12 protein-coding genes are annotated in these 16,391 nt (G+C 61.5%); 10 read left to right on the forward strand and 2 right to left on the reverse strand.

The window, feature by feature from the left end; translation table 11 throughout:
• Window positions 1-2 precede the first annotated feature (2 nt).
• Window positions 3-2,648, reverse strand: coding sequence for a pyruvate dehydrogenase (acetyl-transferring), homodimeric type (aceE, locus tag AACU78_RS20800; RefSeq protein WP_106577572.1), 2,646 nt, complete (start codon window positions 2,646-2,648; stop codon window positions 3-5).
• 383 nt (window positions 2,649-3,031) lie between these two features.
• On the opposite strand from aceE, the gene glnE reads away from it, so the two are divergent.
• From glnE to AACU78_RS20840, 8 genes are all read left to right on the forward strand, one after another.
• The gene (gene glnE / locus AACU78_RS20805) at window positions 3,032-5,971 is read left to right on the forward strand and encodes a bifunctional [glutamate--ammonia ligase]-adenylyl-L-tyrosine phosphorylase/[glutamate--ammonia-ligase] adenylyltransferase (protein ID WP_106577573.1); all 2,940 of its coding nucleotides are present in this window, start codon (window positions 3,032-3,034) and stop codon (window positions 5,969-5,971) included.
• Between the two features lie 219 nt (window positions 5,972-6,190).
• Window positions 6,191-7,225: a lipopolysaccharide heptosyltransferase II gene (waaF, locus tag AACU78_RS20810; RefSeq protein WP_106577574.1), complete on the forward strand. Its 1,035-nt coding sequence runs from the start codon at window positions 6,191-6,193 to the stop codon at window positions 7,223-7,225.
• A 1-nt stretch (window position 7,226) separates the two neighbouring features.
• Window positions 7,227-8,288, forward strand: coding sequence for a lipopolysaccharide heptosyltransferase I (gene waaC / locus AACU78_RS20815; RefSeq protein ID WP_106577575.1), 1,062 nt, complete (start codon window positions 7,227-7,229; stop codon window positions 8,286-8,288).
• Complete coding sequence (locus tag AACU78_RS20820; protein ID WP_106577576.1) at window positions 8,288-9,412, forward strand: glycosyltransferase family 4 protein; 1,125 nt, start codon at window positions 8,288-8,290, stop codon at window positions 9,410-9,412. The genes waaC and AACU78_RS20820 overlap by 1 nt, the downstream gene beginning before the upstream one ends.
• Window positions 9,409-10,215, forward strand: coding sequence for a lipopolysaccharide core heptose(I) kinase RfaP (gene rfaP / locus AACU78_RS20825; RefSeq protein ID WP_106577577.1), 807 nt, complete (start codon window positions 9,409-9,411; stop codon window positions 10,213-10,215). The genes AACU78_RS20820 and rfaP overlap by 4 nt, the downstream gene beginning before the upstream one ends.
• Entirely contained in the window at window positions 10,215-10,949 is a 735-nt protein-coding gene (locus AACU78_RS20830; protein ID WP_106577578.1) for a lipopolysaccharide kinase InaA family protein, read from the forward strand. Before rfaP ends, AACU78_RS20830 begins: the two co-directional genes overlap by 1 nt.
• Window positions 10,946-11,698 carry a lipopolysaccharide kinase InaA family protein gene (locus AACU78_RS20835; protein WP_106577579.1) on the forward strand — a complete coding sequence of 251 codons (753 nt, stop codon included), beginning with the start codon at window positions 10,946-10,948 and terminating at the stop codon, window positions 11,696-11,698. The genes AACU78_RS20830 and AACU78_RS20835 overlap by 4 nt, the downstream gene beginning before the upstream one ends.
• On the forward strand, window positions 11,698-13,149 hold the full coding sequence (locus AACU78_RS20840) for a lipopolysaccharide kinase InaA family protein (RefSeq protein ID WP_106577580.1): 1,452 nt from the start codon (window positions 11,698-11,700) through the stop codon (window positions 13,147-13,149). The genes AACU78_RS20835 and AACU78_RS20840 overlap by 1 nt, the downstream gene beginning before the upstream one ends.
• 100 nt (window positions 13,150-13,249) lie before the next feature.
• Here AACU78_RS20840 and AACU78_RS20845 read toward each other — a convergent pair whose 3' ends face one another.
• The gene (locus tag AACU78_RS20845; protein ID WP_106577581.1) at window positions 13,250-15,334 is read right to left on the reverse strand and encodes a TonB-dependent receptor family protein; all 2,085 of its coding nucleotides are present in this window, start codon (window positions 15,332-15,334) and stop codon (window positions 13,250-13,252) included.
• A 179-nt stretch (window positions 15,335-15,513) separates the two neighbouring features.
• Between AACU78_RS20845 and AACU78_RS20850 the strand changes: the two genes are divergently transcribed.
• Both AACU78_RS20850 and AACU78_RS20855 read left to right on the forward strand, forming a co-directional pair.
• Window positions 15,514-15,843: a YceK/YidQ family lipoprotein gene (locus AACU78_RS20850; protein ID WP_106577582.1), complete on the forward strand. Its 330-nt coding sequence runs from the start codon at window positions 15,514-15,516 to the stop codon at window positions 15,841-15,843.
• A gap of 42 nt (window positions 15,844-15,885) precedes the next feature.
• Window positions 15,886-16,242 (forward strand): YceK/YidQ family lipoprotein, encoded by a 357-nt coding sequence (locus tag AACU78_RS20855; protein WP_106577583.1) that lies wholly within the window; start codon window positions 15,886-15,888, stop codon window positions 16,240-16,242.
• Window positions 16,243-16,391: the final 149 nt, after the last annotated feature.

The following is a 16,391-nucleotide window of genomic DNA, read 5'->3' on the forward strand; positions in this document are numbered from 1 at the left end:
CCTCAGCAGTCCAGTGGGTTGCGTTTTTCCGGGTTGATCCCGAACTTGACGATAGCGTCAGCCACCACCTTAGGTTCGATCTCACCACGGTCAGCCAAGGCTTCCAGGGCTGCCAACACCACGAAGTGACGGTCAACTTCGAAGAAGTGACGCAGCTTCTTGCGGCTGTCACTGCGGCCGAAACCGTCGGTGCCCAGGACTTTGAATTCCTTGGACGGGACCCACTGGCGAATCTGTTCAGCAAACAGCTTCATGTAGTCGGTAGAGGCAATGACTGGACCTTTACGGCCGGCCAGGCACTCTTCGACGTAGCTTTTCGCTGGCTTCTGACCTGGGTGCAGGCGGTTGTTACGCTCCACTGCCAGGCCGTCGCGACGCAGTTCGTTGAAGCTGGTAACGCTCCACACGTCGGCGCCGACGTTGAACTCTTCACGCAGGATCTTGGCCGCTTCACGCACTTCGCGCAGGATGGTGCCGGAGCCCATCAGCTGTACGTGGTGCGCCGCTTCCTTGGTGTCTTCTTCGAGCAGGTACATGCCCTTGATGATGCCTTCCTCGACACCGGCCGGCATGGCTGGCTGCTGGTAGGACTCGTTCATCACGGTGATGTAGTAGAAAACGTCCTGCTGCTGTTCGGTCATCTTCTTCATGCCGTCCTGGATGATCACCGCCAGCTCATAGCCGTAGGTTGGATCAAAGGTGCGGCAGTTCGGGATGGTGGCAGCCAGGATGTGGCTGTGACCGTCTTCGTGTTGCAGGCCTTCGCCGTTCAGCGTGGTCCGGCCGGCAGTACCGCCGATCAGGAAGCCACGGGTACGGCTGTCGCCTGCTGCCCACGCCAGGTCGCCGATACGCTGGAAGCCGAACATCGAGTAGAAGATGTAGAACGGCAGCATCGGCTGGTTGTGGCTGGAGTACGAGGTACCGGCAGCGATGAAGGAGCTCATGGCGCCCGCTTCGTTGATGCCTTCTTCGAGGATCTGGCCCTTTTTGTCTTCCTTGTAGAACATCACCTGGTCTTTATCGACTGGCTCGTAGAGCTGGCCGACGGAGGAGTAGATGCCCAACTGACGGAACATGCCTTCCATACCGAAGGTACGGGCTTCGTCCGGGATGATCGGGACGATACGCGAGCCGATTTCCTTGTCCTTGACCAGCTGCGCCAGGATGCGCACGAAGGCCATGGTGGTGGAGATTTCACGGTCGCCCGAGCCGTCCAGGATAGCCTTGAGGGTATCGAGTGGCGGCGTCGGAATGTCGAAGGACTTGGCGCGGCGCTGTGGTACGAAACCGCCCAGTGCAGTGCGACGCTCGCTGAGGTAGCGGGCTTCGGCGCTATTTGGCTCCGGCTTGAAGAACGGCAGGTTCTCCAGCTCTTCGTCCTTGACCGGGATGTCGAAGCGGTCGCGGAACAGCTTCAGGCTTTCAACATCAACCTTCTTGGTGTTGTGCGCGGTGTTTTTCGCTTCGCCGGCACCGGTGCCATAACCCTTGATGGTCTTGGCCAGGATGACGGTCGGTTGTTCTTTGTGGTTGACCGCTTCGTGGTACGCCGCGTAGACCTTGTACGGGTCGTGGCCGCCACGGTTGAGTTTCCAGATCTCGTCGTCGGACAGGTCTGCAACCATTGCCTTGAGTTCAGGCGTGTTGAAGAAGTGTTCACGGACGAACGCGCCGTCTTTGGCTTTGTAGTTCTGGTACTCGCCGTCGATGACTTCGTCCATGCGACGTTGCAGGATACCGTCGACGTCTTTGGCCAGCAGTGGGTCCCAGAAACGGCCCCAGATCACTTTGGTCACGTTCCACTGAGCACCGCGGAACACGCCTTCGAGTTCCTGGATGATCTTGCCGTTGCCGCGAACCGGGCCGTCGAGGCGCTGCAGGTTGCAGTTGATGACGAAGATCAGGTTGTCGAGCTTCTCGCGGCCGGCCAGGGAGATGGCGCCCAGGGATTCCGGCTCGTCACACTCGCCGTCGCCCAGGAAGCACCAGACTTTCTGCTTGCCTTCAGGGATGAAGCCACGCGCTTCCAGGTACTTCATGAAACGTGCCTGGTAGATCGCCTGGATCGGGCCAAGGCCCATCGACACAGTCGGGAACTGCCAGAAATCAGGCATCAGCCAAGGGTGCGGGTACGACGACAGGCCGTTACCGTCCACTTCCTGGCGGAAGTTGTTCATGTGTTCTTCGGTGATGCGGCCTTCCATGAACGCACGGGCGTAAACGCCTGGAGAAGTGTGGCCCTGGAAGTAGATCAGGTCGCCGCCGTGTTCGTCGGTTGGGGCCTGGAAGAAGTAGTTGAAGCCGATGTCATACAGGGTTGCGCTGGAAGCGAAGCTGGAGATGTGACCGCCCAGGTCAGAATCTTTCAAGTTCGTGCGCATTACCATCGCCATGGCGTTCCAACGTACCAGCGAGCGAATGCGGCGTTCCATGAACAGGTCGCCAGGCATGCGTGCTTCGTGGGTAACGGGGATGGTGTTGCGGTATGGCGTGGTGATGGCGTAAGGCAATTGCGAGCCGCTGCGGGTCGCGAGTTCGCCCATACGGGTCATCAGGTAGTGAGCACGGTCTTCGCCTTCTTTGTCGAGAACCGATTCCAGGGCGTCCAGCCATTCCTGGGTTTCGACGGGATCGAGGTCTTGCATGGCTTGCTCCAGGGCGGAAAGGCTACCAGAATCGGTTGCCTGAAGTTTGCGACTGGCCTTGTGGGCAGACGACATAAATTCTTGGATGGCCGAAGGTTGCTTCGGCGTCCTGTAGTTTTACTACAAATCGTCGGCCATTTCAGCCTTTCGAATGTATATACGAGTAGTAAAACTACACAAGACCGAGTGGATTGCTCGGTCTGGCTGGTGAGCATAATCGTTATTGTTGATCTTTTGCGAACAAGAAAAGGTGAAAGTTTGATGTTGCCTGCCAAGATTAATTTAATTTCAGCTATTTATAACCTTTGTTCGACAGTCCTTCACCGAGCGTGGTTCTTGCGTTCACAGCAACAAGCCTTTTACGCGCCGATCAAGGATAGACCATGAGCCTTCCAACACTGGCCCCATTACCGGCCATTCTCTTGCCTTTTGCCCAGCGGGCCGAGCAGTCATTTCGTGACGCAGTGGCCGCGCTGGACGACGATCATGGACTTTCTGCATGGACGCCGCAACGGTGGGCTGACTTCGCCCGCGTGTGCGCCGCCAGTGATTTTGTCATTGAACAGAGCCTGCGTGACCCTTTGATGTTGCTCGAGCTGGTGGCCTGGGGCGAGCTGGACCGCGGCTTTGCGCCCGGCGAGCTGTGCGGTCAGATCGCCGGCGCCGTGCAACAGGCCGAAACAGAAGATGAGCTGGGTCGCGTGCTGCGTCGCCAGCGCACCCGCCAGCAAGTGCGCATCATCTGGCGCGACCTGACGCGCCAGGCCGACCTGGTGCAAACCTGTCGCGACCTGTCCGACATGGCCGACGCCAGCATCGACCAAGCCTACCAATGGCTGTACCAGCGCCATTGCGTGCAATTTGGCACCCCCACCGGCCGGCGCAGCGGCGAAGCCCAGCACATGGTCATCCTCGGCATGGGCAAACTCGGCGCCGTGGAGCTGAACCTGTCCTCTGATATCGACCTGATCTTCGCCTACCCCGAGGGCGGCGAGACGGTGGGCGTGAAGCGCGCGCTGGATAACCAGGAGTTTTTTATCCGGCTTGGTCAAAAACTGATCAAGGCGCTCGACCCGATGACGGTCGACGGGTTTGTGTTCCGCGTCGACATGCGCCTGCGTCCCTACGGTTCGGCTGGCGCCCTGGTGCTCAGCTTCAACGCGCTGGAACAGTACTACCAGGACCAGGGCCGTGATTGGGAACGCTACGCCATGATCAAGGCGCGCGTGGTTGCCGGTGACCAGGTGGCCGGTGCGCAACTGCTGGATATGCTGCGCCCGTTCGTCTATCGGCGTTACCTGGACTTTTCGGCCATCGAAGCGCTGCGCACCATGAAGCAGCTGATCCAGCAGGAAGTGCGGCGCAAAGGCATGGCCGACAACATCAAGCTGGGCTCGGGCGGCATCCGCGAAGTGGAATTTATCGCCCAGGCGTTCCAGCTGATCCACGGCGGCCGCGACCTGAGCCTGCAACAACGGCCATTGCTCAAGGTGCTCGGCACGCTCGAAGGGCAGGGTTATTTGCCTGCGGCAGTGATTGCCGAGTTACGCAACGGCTACGAATTCTTGCGTTACACCGAGCATGCGATCCAGGCGATCGCCGACCGCCAGACGCAAATGCTCCCGGACACCCCGGAAGATCAGGCGCGCATTGCCTTTATGCTGGGCTTTGCCGATTGGTCCGCGTTCCATGAGCGCCTGATGTATTGGCGTGGTCGGGTGGACTGGCACTTCCGCCAGGTCATCGCCGACCCTGACGAAGAAGAAGGCGCAGAGAGTGAGTTGGTCGTAGGCGGCGAGTGGCTGCCACTGTGGGAAGAGTCTCAGGACGAAGACGCCGCTCGCCTGCAATTGCAGGAAGGTGGCTTTACCGACGCGCTCAAAGCCCTCAAAGCCCTGGCCGGCTTGCGCGGCAGCCCGCAATTGCGCGCCATGCAGCGCCTGGGGCGGGAGCGGCTGGATGCTTTTATTCCGCGTCTGCTGGCCCAGGCCGTCGAACACGCCAACCCGGATTTGGTGCTTGAACGTGTACTGCCGCTGGTCGAAGCCGTCGCCCGCCGGTCCGCTTATCTGGTGCTGCTCACGGAAAACCCCGACGCTTTGCGCCGTCTGCTCACACTGTGCGCCGCCAGCCCGTGGATCGCCGAACAGATCACGCGCTTCCCGCTGTTGCTCGACGAACTGCTTAACGAAGGCCGTCTGTTCAAGCCGCCGTTGGCGCCGGAACTTGCCGCCGAGCTGCGCGAGCGCCTCACGCGCATTCCCGAGGATGACCTAGAGCAGCAGATGGAGGCGCTGCGCCACTTCAAGCTGGCTCACCGTCTGCGCGTGGCCGCCTCGGAAATCGCCGGCAGCCTGCCATTGATGAAAGTCAGCGATTACCTGACCTGGCTTGCCGAAGCCATTCTCGAACAAGTACTGGCCCTGGCGTGGCGCCAGACCGTGGCCCGCCACGGCTCGCCGCAGCGGCTTGACGGTACGCTGTGCGACCCGGGGTTCATCATTGTCGGTTATGGCAAGGTGGGTGGCATCGAGCTGGGGCATGGTTCGGACCTGGATCTGGTGTTTATCCACGACGGTGACCCGCAGGCCGAGACTGACGGCGCCAAGCCGATCGACGGCGCGCAGTTCTTCACGCGTCTGGGCCAGCGCATCATCCACTTGCTGACCACCCAGACCAACTCCGGCCAGCTGTATGAGGTCGACATGCGCCTGCGCCCATCCGGCGCGTCGGGTTTGCTGGTGAGTTCACTCGGAGCCTTCGAGCGCTATCAGCAAAATGAAGCCTGGACCTGGGAACATCAGGCGCTGATCCGCGCGCGGGTGCTGGTGGGCAGTCAGGATGTGGGCCAGGCGTTTGAGCAAGTTCGCGCCAAAGTACTGGGCCGTGAACGCGACCTGGCCAAGCTGCGCCAGGAGGTCAGCGAGATGCGTGCCAAGATGCGCGACAACCTGGGCACCCGGTCTACGGCGGCCGGCACCGGCGCCAATGCCTTTGAGCCCACGGTGGTGTTCGACCTCAAGCAGGACGCCGGAGGTATCGTCGATATTGAATTTATGGTGCAATACGCGGCTTTGGCGTGGTCTGCGCAACATCCATCGTTGCTGCGCTACACCGACAATATCCGCATTCTGGAGGGCCTGGAGCAGGTCGGGCTGATGCCCGCCGCCGATGCCCATCTGCTGCGCGAGGTGTATAAAGCCTACCGTTCCGCCGCGCACCGCCAAGCCTTGCAAAATGAGGCTGGCACGGTAGCCGGGGATCAGTTCGCCGACGAACGGCGCCAGGTGATGCGAATCTGGCAGGCGCTGGGGTTAAGCTGATACTCGATTAATTGAGCGATGCCAATCTAATGTGGAAACCAGCCTTGTGTGGGAGCGGGCTTGCTCGCGAAGCAGACGCTGCGGTCTGTCTGGCGGACCGCGGTGATGCTTTCGCGAGCAAGCCCGCTCTCACACAAAGCGGTTCCGTGGCTACCGCAACCTGGGATAATTATCGATGCGGGGAGGCTTAAGCCTCCCCGCATCGTTTGTGGAAACTACATGAATATTCTGATCGTTGGGCCCAGTTGGGTCGGTGACATGGTGATGGCGCAGACACTGTTCCAGTGCCTGAAACAGCGTCATCCCGACTGCCAAATCGACGTGCTCGCCCCCGAGTGGAGCCGGCCGATCCTCGAGCGCATGCCCCAGGTGCGCAAGGCCTTGAGCTTCCCGCTCGGCCACGGTGCCCTCGAATTGGCGACGCGCCGGCGCATCGGCAAATCCATGGTCGGCCAGTACGACCAGGCGATCCTGTTGCCCAACTCGCTCAAGTCGGCGCTGGTGCCGTATTTCGCCGGCATCCCCAAACGCACCGGCTGGCGCGGCGAGTTTCGCTACGTCTTGCTCAACGATGTGCGCACGCTCGACAAAGCACGCTACCCGCTGATGATCGAGCGCTTCATGGCCCTGGCCTACGAGCCAGGTGCCGACCTGCCGACGCCGTACCCGCGCCCCAGCTTGCAGATCGACCCGGTGACCCGTGACGCGGCCCTGGCCAAGTTCGGCCTGATGCTCGACCGTCCGGTGCTGGCGCTGTGCCCAGGCGCGGAGTTTGGCGAGTCCAAGCGCTGGCCGTCGGAGCATTACGCCAAAGTCGCCGAGATGAAGATTCGCGAAGGCTGGCAGGTGTGGTTGTTCGGTTCGAAAAACGATCACTCGGTGGGCGAGGACATCCGCCAGCGCCTGATCCCTGGGCTGCGCGAAGAAGCGGTGAACCTCAGCGGCGACACGTCACTGGCCGAAGCCATCGACCTGCTGTCCTGCGCCGACTCGGTGGTGTCCAACGACTCCGGCCTGATGCACGTGGCTGCCGCGTTGAATCGCCCACTGGTGGCGGTGTACGGCTCGACCTCGCCTGGCTTCACACCGCCGTTGGCCGACAAGGTCGAAGTGGTGCGCCTGGGCCTGGATTGCAGTCCGTGTTTTGAGCGTACCTGCCGTTTCGGCCACTACAATTGCCTGCGCCAGCTGCTGCCGCAACCGGTCAGCGACGCGTTGCAGCGGTTGCAAGGCTCTGTGGTCGAGGTCCGTTAGTTTGCGAGTATTGGTAGTCAAGACCTCATCCCTGGGCGACGTGATCCACGCCTTGCCGGCACTGACCGACGCGGCGCGGGCGATCCCCGGCATTCGCTTTGACTGGGTGGTGGAAGAAGGCTTTGCCGAGATCCCCACCTGGCACCCGGCGGTCGACCAGGTGATTCCGGTGGCGATTCGTCGCTGGCGCAAAAACATCTGGCAAACCATCAAGAGCGGCGAGTGGCGACGGTTCAAGCAGCGTGTTCAGTCAACCAAATATGACTTGGTGATTGACGCCCAAGGCCTGCTGAAAAGTGCGTGGCTGACGCGCTACGTGCGCGCTCCGGTAGCGGGTTTCGACAAGCATTCTGCACGCGAACCCATCGCTGCGCGTTTCTACTCGCGCCGCCTGGCCGTGGCCCGTGGGCAGCATGCGGTAGAGCGTTTGCGCCAGCTGTTCGCCGTTGCGCTGGGCTACGACCTGCCCAAGGGGTTGGGCGACTACGGCCTGAGCACCGACAAGCTGCTCGGTCTGCCGCCGAAAAAACCCTTTGTGCTGCTGCTGCACGGCACCACCTGGGACACCAAGCACTGGCCCGAAGCCTATTGGCGCGAGCTGGCCGAGCGCATGGGCCGCCTGGGCGTGGACGTGAAGTTGCCGTGGGGCAATGCCGACGAAAAAGCCCGTGCCGAGCGCCTGGCCCATGGCCTGCAAAACGCCGAAGTGCTGCCCAAGCTCAACCTGGCCGGCGTGGCCCGCGTGCTGGCCGGCGCCCGCGCCTGTGTGGCGGTGGACACTGGCCTTGGCCATCTGGCCGCTGCTTTGGACGTGCCGACCATTTCCCTGTTCGGCCCCACCAACCCCGGCCTGACCGGCGCCTATGGCAAGGGCCAGATTCACCTGGCCAGCGACTTCCCGTGCGCGCCGTGCCTGCAAAAACACTGTACCTATCAACCAACGGCCGACGACCTGCGTCGGTTCGACATCAAGCGCGAGTCGCCCCTGTGCTTCACGCGCCTGAACCCTGAGCGTGTGGCAAGCCGACTGAGCACGTTGTTACTGGCTGAGGAGCTGCACTGATGCAACTGGCTTTTGTTCTGTACAAATATTTCCCTTTCGGTGGCCTGCAGCGCGACTTCATGCGCATCGCCCTGGAGTGCCAGCAGCGCGGCCATCAGATTCGTGTCTACACGCTGATCTGGGAAGGCGACATTCCGCCGGGCTTCGAAGTGCTGGTGGCGCCGGTCAAGGCGTTCTTCAACCATCGGCGCAATGAAAAGCTCAGCGCCTGGATGGAAGCCGACCTGGCCAAACGCCCGGTGGACCGTCTGATCGGCTTCAACAAAATGCCCGGCCTGGACGTGTACTACGCCGCCGATGGCTGCTTTGAAGACAAGGCGCAAAACCTGCGTCACTCGCTGTACAAAAGCTTTGGCCGTTACCGCCACTTTGCCGAGTACGAGCGCGCGGTGTTCGCCAGGGACGCCAAGACTGAAATCCTGATGATCTCTGAAGTGCAGCAACCGCTGTTCATCAAGCATTACGACACCCCGCTGGAGCGTTTCCACCTGCTGCCGCCGGGCATCGCCCAGGACCGCCGCGCGCCGCCGAATGCTGCCGAAATCCGCGAAGGTTTCCGCCAGGAATTCAACCTCGCCGACGACGACTTGCTGCTGGTGCAAATCGGTTCGGGCTTCAAGACCAAGGGCGTTGATCGCAGCCTAAAGGCCCTGGCCGCCTTACCGGCGGAACTGAAAAAACGTACACGTCTGTTTGTAATTGGCCAGGACGACCCCAAAGTATTCCAATTGCAGAGTGCTACGTTGGGGCTGGGCGATAACGTGCAGTTCCTCAAAGGGCGCAGCGATATTCCGCGTTTCCTGCTGGGCGCCGACCTGTTGATCCACCCGGCGTACAACGAAAACACCGGCACCGTGTTGCTCGAAGCCCTGGTGGCCGGGTTGCCGGTGCTGGTCTCGGCGGTGTGTGGTTACGCCCACTACATCAGCGAGGCCGACAGTGGGTTGGTGCTGGACGAGCCGTTCGATCAAACGCAGCTCAACCACTACCTGACACGCATGCTTACCGACACTGCACAGCGTGCGGCCTGGGGCCGCAATGGGTTGGCGTACGCCGAGACGGCCGACCTCTACAGCATGCCGCAGCACGCGGCGGATGTGATTCTGGCGGAGCCAAAACGATGAAGTTGATGCTTGCCGAACCGTTCAAGACCCTCTGGGCCGGGCGTGATGCCTTCGCCGAAGTCGAGCGGCTGGAAGGCGAGGTGTACCGCGAACTTGAAGCCCGGCGCACCTTGCGCACCGAGGTGGATGGGCGTGGCTATTTTGTGAAAATCCACCGTGGCATCGGCTGGGGCGAGATCGTCAAGAATCTGGTCACCGCCAAGCTGCCGGTGCTCGGTGCGGGCCAGGAGTGGCAGGCCATCCAGCGCCTGCAGGAGATCGGCGTGCCGACCATGACCGCGGTGGCGTACGGCGAGCGCGGCAGCAACCCGGCCGACCAGCACTCGTTCATCATCACTGAAGAACTGGCGCCGACTGTCAGCCTGGAAGATTTCAGCATCGACTGGCTCAAGCAGCCGCCCGCGCCGCGCCTCAAGCATGCGCTGATCGCCGAAGTGGCGCGCATGACCGGCATGATGCATCGCGGTGGGGTCAACCATCGCGATTGCTACATCTGCCACTTCCTGTTGCACACCGATACGCCGGTGACGGCTGACACCTTCAAGTTGTCGGTGATCGACCTGCACCGCGCCCAGACCCGCGACAAAATCAGTCATCGCTGGCGCGACAAAGACCTGGCCGCGTTGTACTTCTCGGCGCTGGACATTGGCTTGACGCGTCGTGACAAGCTGCGCTTCCTCAAAGGCTACTTCCAGCAGCCGTTGCGCCAGATCCTGGCTGAAGAAAATGCCTTGTTGCAGTGGCTGCAAACCAAGGCCGACAAGCTGTATGCACGTAAACAACGCTACGGGGATGCGCTCTGATGGCGGGTTGGAACCTGGAACCTGCTTACGCCGCTCTGGCGGATGATTTCGGCAGCCTCGAAGCGGTATTCGCCCTGCAAGGCGAGCGCCTGACCCGCGACCCGTTGTCGGAAGTAATTCGGGTGGCGCGCGGCGGGATCAATTACTACGTCAAGCGCTACGTCGGTGCCGGCAAGGGCCTGCGCCGCTACTTGGGCAAACCTCGGGTGAAGTCCGAATGGCAGAACCTCAAGCGTTTCGCCAAGTGGGGCATTCCCACCGCCGACGTGGTGGCCTGGGGGCTGGAACGCAAAGGCCTGGCCTACGCGCGGGGCGCGATGATCACCCGCGAATTGCCCAAGACTGAAGACTTGTCGGTGCTGGCTGATCGCAAAGATCCGCGCTTGAAAGACCCCAACTGGGTCAGCGTGATCAGTCGGCAGCTCGCCGAATACACGCGCACCATGCATGAGCACCGCTTCACCCATAACGATTTGAAGTGGCGCAACCTGCTGGTCGACGACCAGCAGACCCTGTACCTCATCGATTGCCCCAACGGTGATTTCTGGCGCGGTTTCTGGCTCAAGTACCGAATTACCAAGGACCTGGCCTGCCTGGACAAGGTCGCCAAGTATCACTTGTCGGCCACGCAGCGCCTGCGCTTCTACATGCAATACCGCCAACGCATGCACCTGACGGCGTCAGACAAACAGCGAATTCGCCACGTGGTGAAGTTTTTCGAGGGACGCGAATGAGTGATTTCCTGGCGGCCGAAGACCGCGCTCTGCTGGAGCGCCATGGTCTGGCAACCTTTGACGCCCTGTGGGCCAGGCAACTGGACGCGGTGGATGAGCCCAATACCAGCAAGGGTGGCTGGAGCAGCGTGTTTCGCCTGGAGCTTGAAGGGCAGGGTTACTACCTCAAGCGCCAGAGCAACTACCTGACACGCACGCTGCACAAGCCGTTTGGCGAGCCCACCTTTGCGCGCGAATTTCGCAATATCAGCCGTTATCAGAAACTCGGTATTCCGGCGTTGCAGGCCGCTTTTTTCGGTGAGCGCAAGGTCGACGGCGAGCACCGCGCGATGTTGCTGACCCGTGCCCTGGACGGTTGGAACGACCTGGATTCGTTGCTGGAGCAGTGGTCGCAACTGACTGACGCCCAGCACCGCGCAATTCTGCTGGCCTGCGGTCAATTGGCCCGTCATCTGCACAGCGTAGGTCAGGTACATGGCTGTTTTTATCCCAAGCATATTTTTCTGCAGACCCTGGGCGACGGTTACGCCGCGCAGCTGATCGACCTGGAGAAAACCCGCCCGCTGTTGTTCGGCCAGCGTGACCGGGTCAAAGACCTGGAGCCGCTGCTGCGCCGCGCGCCGCAGTGGACGGACGCGCAGGTGCGGCAGTTGCTGGCGGCCTACCTGGCAGAGCCTGAAAACAGCGCAAAGGTGGGTGCCTGGTTTGAACGGCTGACGGCGCGTCGCAGCCACAAGGAGAGCCGCTGATGCGTTTGTCCGAGCTGAAAAAAGCCGGCCGCACGCCCAGCCTGCCGCTGACCATCGAACTGGCAGATGCCGCCGGCCCAGGGCAGTTGCAACTGCTCAGTCTGTTGCGTGTGTTGCCGGGCGAGCGTTATGTGGGCGCCGGCGTCTGGCGCGGGCGTACGGTGCTGGCCAAGTTATTGGTGGGCAGCAAGGCGGCACGGCATTTTCAGCGCGAGCTCGGCGGCGTACGCCTGCTTGCCCAGCAAGGCCTGACCACGCCGCAGCTGTTGGCCGATGGCTTGCAGGAAGGCGAGGGCGGCTGGCTGCTGTTCGACTTCATTGAAGGCGCCCAAAGCCTCGCCGATGCCTGGCAAGCAGTTGAAAGCTTGCCGCCGCTGGCGGACGAACAAACAGCCGTGCTCGCCGAGGCGCTGGGGGCGATTGCCCACATGCATGCCAAAGGGCTGTGGCAGGAAGACCTGCACCTGGACAACCTGCTGCGTCAGGACGGCAAGCTGTACCTGATTGACGGCGCAGGCATTCGTGTCGAAGCCGCAGGCAAGCCGCTGTCGCGCAACCGGGTACTGGAAAACCTCGGGGTGTTTTTTGCACAGTTGCCGAAAAACCTCGAACCCTTTACCGAAGAATTATTGGTCTATTACCTGCTGAGCAATGGCGAGCACGCCGTGCCCCTGGAAGCGCTCGAAAAGCAGGTGCGCAAGGTCAGCGCCTGGCGCTTGAAGGACTTTTTGAACAAGGTTGGCCGCGACTGCACGCTGTTCAGTGTCGTGCGTGGCGCCTTTGCCTTGCGCGCCATTCGCCGTGAGGAAGAGGCCGCCATGCTGCCGGTGCTGGAGCAGGCCGATGCATTGCTGGATCAGGGCCACCTGTACAAAACCGGCGGGGCCGCCAGCGTGGGCAAGGTCGAGGTGGGCGGTCGGCCGCTGGTGATCAAGCGCTACAACATCAAGGGTTTTGCCCATTGGCTCAAGCGCTTCTGGCGCCCGAGCCGCGCCTGGCATTCGTGGCGCGAAGGCAACCGTCTGGCGTTTCTGGGGATTGCTACGCCCAAGCCGCTGGCGGTGCTGGAGAAGCGGTTTTTGTGGCTGCGCAGCCGGGCGTACCTGGTGACTGAATACTTGCCGGGGCCGGACATCATCGAGCGTTTTGCGCCGTACGTTGAGCGCGGTGATGCGCCAGAAAATGAGCTGCTGGCGCTGGATCATCTGTTTGCCGAGCTGATTCGTGAGCGCATCAGTCATGGTGACTTCAAAGGCCATAACCTGTTCTGGCATGCAGACCGCTGGGCCTTGATCGACCTGGACGCCATGTGTCAGCACAGTTCACTCGCCAGCTTCGCGCCGGCGTATGCCAAGGACCGCGCGCGGTTTATGCGCAACTGGCCCGAGAGCAGCGCGCTGTACCAGCTGATCGATCAGCGTTTGCCCAAAGCGATCGGCGCCGCCGGTTAAGATGGGCCTTCGGCTCTAGCGCGGGCAAGCCCGCTCCTACAGGTTGATGTGGGCGCGGGCTGGCCCGCGATGACGGTCGCCCAGGCGCCGCGCTGGCTGATCAAAACTGATATTCAGCCCCCGCCCCCGCGTACCACGACCTTCCCGGCGCCGCTTCGTAATAGCGGAAGTTACCGTCCCCGACGATCACCGAACCCACGTACTGGCGATCCAGCAAGTTATCCAGGCGCAGGGTCTGGTGGAAGGTCCAGTGCTCGACCTTCTGCTCGAAGCGCGCACGCCAGTTGAATACGCTGTAGGCCGGCGCGGCGCGTTGCTGGTTGGTGTCTTCCACGTAGACTTTGCTGCGGTACATGCCTTCAAGGGCGGTGCTGACCCAGTCGCGTGGTTTCCAGTTCAGCTCGGCGAAGAGCGTGGTCTGGGGGACGCCGGGCAGGTAGTTGCCTTTGTCGACCGCCGTGCTGGCGCCGCTGACGAAATCGCTGTCATAGGTGGCTTGCAGGCGGGTGTAGGCGAGGTGGGTGCTCCACTGTTCGGTCAATTGGCTTTCCAGGCCCAGTTCGAAACCACGGCGCAAGGTGCGACCGGCGTTCTGGTAGGTGGTGCGACCGCCGCTGGATTGCTGCACGACCAGTTCGTCATCGTTGGTGATCTGGAACACCGCAGCATTCACGCGTGTGTCCTGGCCAATCCGGGCCTTGAGCCCCATTTCATACTGCTTGCTGACCGACGGCTTGAGCGCGAAATTGAAGCCGTTCGAGCTGCTGGAATACGCCGACTCCGCCTGGGTCGGGGTTTCAAACCCTTTGCCTGCGCTCACATAGCCATGCAAGTCCGGCGTGAACGCATACATCACGCTCACTGACGGCGTGTTCTTCTGGTAGATCTTGTTGCCGCTGTCGTTGCCGTCGCTGAGGAAGTGGTCGTCCACATCCATCTTCATGGTGCTGTGACGCAGGCCGGCTTGCAGGGTCCAGTCGCCCAGCAGCCAGTTGGCCTGCACGAACGGGTCGAGGCTGGTGGCGGTGTCGATTTCGTCGCGGCCCAGCGCGCCTTTGACGCCGTGCACGCCGTTGAGGGTGTTGGAGTAGCCTTGGCGATCATCCTGGCTGCGGTCGTAGTCGAGGCCGGTGATCAGGGTCAGGTCGCCGGGAACGCTGGTGATCGGCTGCAGCCAGTGGACGGAGCCGCCGTAGAATGTGCGGTCGAAGTTCACCACGCCGCCGCGTTTGTCTGACGCCGTTCCGCCGGGAATCGACAGGTACTGAATCACATTGCGCCGCCCTGTATACGCATTCACCTGCAGTGTGGCATCACCGATATAGCGCTCGTAATTCAGGCCCAATTGCTGATGGTCGATGCTTTTTCGCGTGTTGTACTGCAGCGCGGCCGGCGCTACCGAGCGCGGGTCCGCCTTGTACGCGGCCCAGGTCTGGCCCAGCGGGTCTTGCGTGCCGTTTTGCTCCAGGCTGCTGTAGATCAGCGCCAGTTTGCTGTCGTCATCGGGTTGGACATTCAGCTTGGCAAAGGTCTGGTCACGACGGGCGCTGCTGTGGTCGCGGTAGCCGTCGGTGTCCATGCGCGAGGCGTCGAGTACAAAACCGGCGCCATTCGCCGCACCTTCGGCTGTCAGGTGGTTCTTGTTCAGGCCGTCACTGCCCACCAGCGTTTCGGCGCCGATGCGCGGCGGGCCTTCGCCATCGCGCGAGAACATCTGGATCACGCCGCCGGCATTGCTGCCATACAACGTGGCGGCCGGGCCGCGCAGCACTTCGATGCGTTCGGCGGTGTCGAGGTTGAACGTGGCGGCCTGGCCCTGGCCATCCGGAGTGCTGGCGGGGATGCCGTCGGCGATCAGCTTTATGCCGCGCACGCCAAACGCCGAGCGCGCACCGAAGCCGCGTGAGGAGATCTGCAGGTCCTGCGCGTAGTTCTGACGGTTCTGCACCACCAGGCCAGGCACGCGGGACAGGGCTTCGGAGGCATTGATGCCGAGTTGGCCCTCGCTGATCTGCTCACGGCTGATGCTGTCGACCGAATACGGAAGGTCGAACGTCGGGCTGGCGCTGCGTGAACCGGTTACCACGCTGGGGTCGAGGACCAGCGCTGCGTCTTCAGCCCGGGCGGTGTCGCACAGGGTGAACAGGCTTGGCAGCAATAGGGTGAGGCGAGCAAGGGTTTTCATGGGGCAGCCCGAATCCGTGGCGCATAAGACATAAACGCGCAAAAGGGCGCGAGTTTAGTGAAATGCTGAGTTTTTGCCATTTCGGATTTTTCGCACGCAATTTGGCGATGCGCTTGGGTGGGGAATCCGACCTTTCGCTGATAGCGTGGCCGGCCGTTGGCGATCACAGGACAATCACAATGAAAATCACGGCTGCAATGGGTATTGCCGCACTGCTGGTGGGCGGTTGTGGGACCGTCAACAGCGTCATCCGCAAAGACGGCGACACCGCGCGTGAGCTGCGGCTTATCAAAACGTACTGCCAGTCCATACCTCGCGTTTACAGTGGCGTGGCCTTTGATTTCTGCGCGCTGCACGCGGCTCCCGATCCGACCGGCATACTGATACCCTTCGTGCTGCTGGACATTGCAGCGTCCGGCATTGCCGATACCGTTGTGTTGCCCTACACGATTTATCGCCAGGCAAACGACGGCAACATCAGCGTCTATTGGCGCCCTGGCGGTTCTTGAGCGAGGCTGTGCATAAGCTGGCCATGACAAATGGAGTTGTCTATGAATCGTGGTTTCACCCTTCCATGGATGCTGACGCTCGCACTGCTCACCGGCTGCGGCACTATCAATACCGTGTTTCGCCCGGACGCTGTGGCCAGCCAGAGCCTCAAGGATGCGCACAGCCACTGCGAAAGCGTGCCGCGTATCTACAGCGGCGTGATCTACGGGTTTTGTTACTTGAACAGCGAGCCCCAGCCTGAAATAGGCATCAACAACCCAACCTTTCCACCGCGCGAAAGCAATGCGTTCCCGGTCATTGCCATTGAGGCGATTGCCTCCGGTGTAATGGACACGCTGGTGCTGCCCTACACGATCTACCGCCAGAACAAGGACGGCAGCATTGAGATCTACCGCTAGGCGCAGTGACAACCGGTCGCCACATCCCTAGATCATCACGTGGTGTGTTTACGCTATAATCCCGCCCTTTAGCTGTTTCTCGTCCAGGCGAGAGGCACACTTTTTTCAGGCGCAACCCGCCTGCATGCAGACTAAAAGAGGCTAGACCC

This window comes from Pseudomonas sp. R9.37 (assembly GCF_963878885.1).
In the GTDB taxonomy this organism is placed as follows: Bacteria; Pseudomonadota; Gammaproteobacteria; order Pseudomonadales; family Pseudomonadaceae; genus Aquipseudomonas.

Bases quoted from the DNA above. Each gene is read 5' to 3' on its own strand.
- AACU78_RS20850 (WP_106577582.1), top strand. From the start codon at position 15,514: ATGAAAATCACGGCTGCAATGGGTATTGCCGCACTGCTGGTGGGCGGT.
- waaF (WP_106577574.1), top strand. From the start codon at position 6,191: ATGAATATTCTGATCGTTGGGCCCAGTTGGGTCGGTGACATGGTGATG.
- AACU78_RS20840 (WP_106577580.1), top strand. From the start codon at position 11,698: ATGCGTTTGTCCGAGCTGAAAAAAGCCGGCCGCACGCCCAGCCTGCCG.
- rfaP (WP_106577577.1), top strand. From the start codon at position 9,409: ATGAAGTTGATGCTTGCCGAACCGTTCAAGACCCTCTGGGCCGGGCGT.
- AACU78_RS20820 (WP_106577576.1), top strand. From the start codon at position 8,288: ATGCAACTGGCTTTTGTTCTGTACAAATATTTCCCTTTCGGTGGCCTG.
- aceE (WP_106577572.1), bottom strand. From the start codon at position 2,648: ATGCAAGACCTCGATCCCGTCGAAACCCAGGAATGGCTGGACGCCCTG.
- AACU78_RS20845 (WP_106577581.1), bottom strand. From the start codon at position 15,334: ATGAAAACCCTTGCTCGCCTCACCCTATTGCTGCCAAGCCTGTTCACC.
- AACU78_RS20830 (WP_106577578.1), top strand. From the start codon at position 10,215: ATGGCGGGTTGGAACCTGGAACCTGCTTACGCCGCTCTGGCGGATGAT.
- AACU78_RS20835 (WP_106577579.1), top strand. From the start codon at position 10,946: ATGAGTGATTTCCTGGCGGCCGAAGACCGCGCTCTGCTGGAGCGCCAT.
- glnE (WP_106577573.1), top strand. From the start codon at position 3,032: ATGAGCCTTCCAACACTGGCCCCATTACCGGCCATTCTCTTGCCTTTT.
- AACU78_RS20855 (WP_106577583.1), top strand. From the start codon at position 15,886: ATGAATCGTGGTTTCACCCTTCCATGGATGCTGACGCTCGCACTGCTC.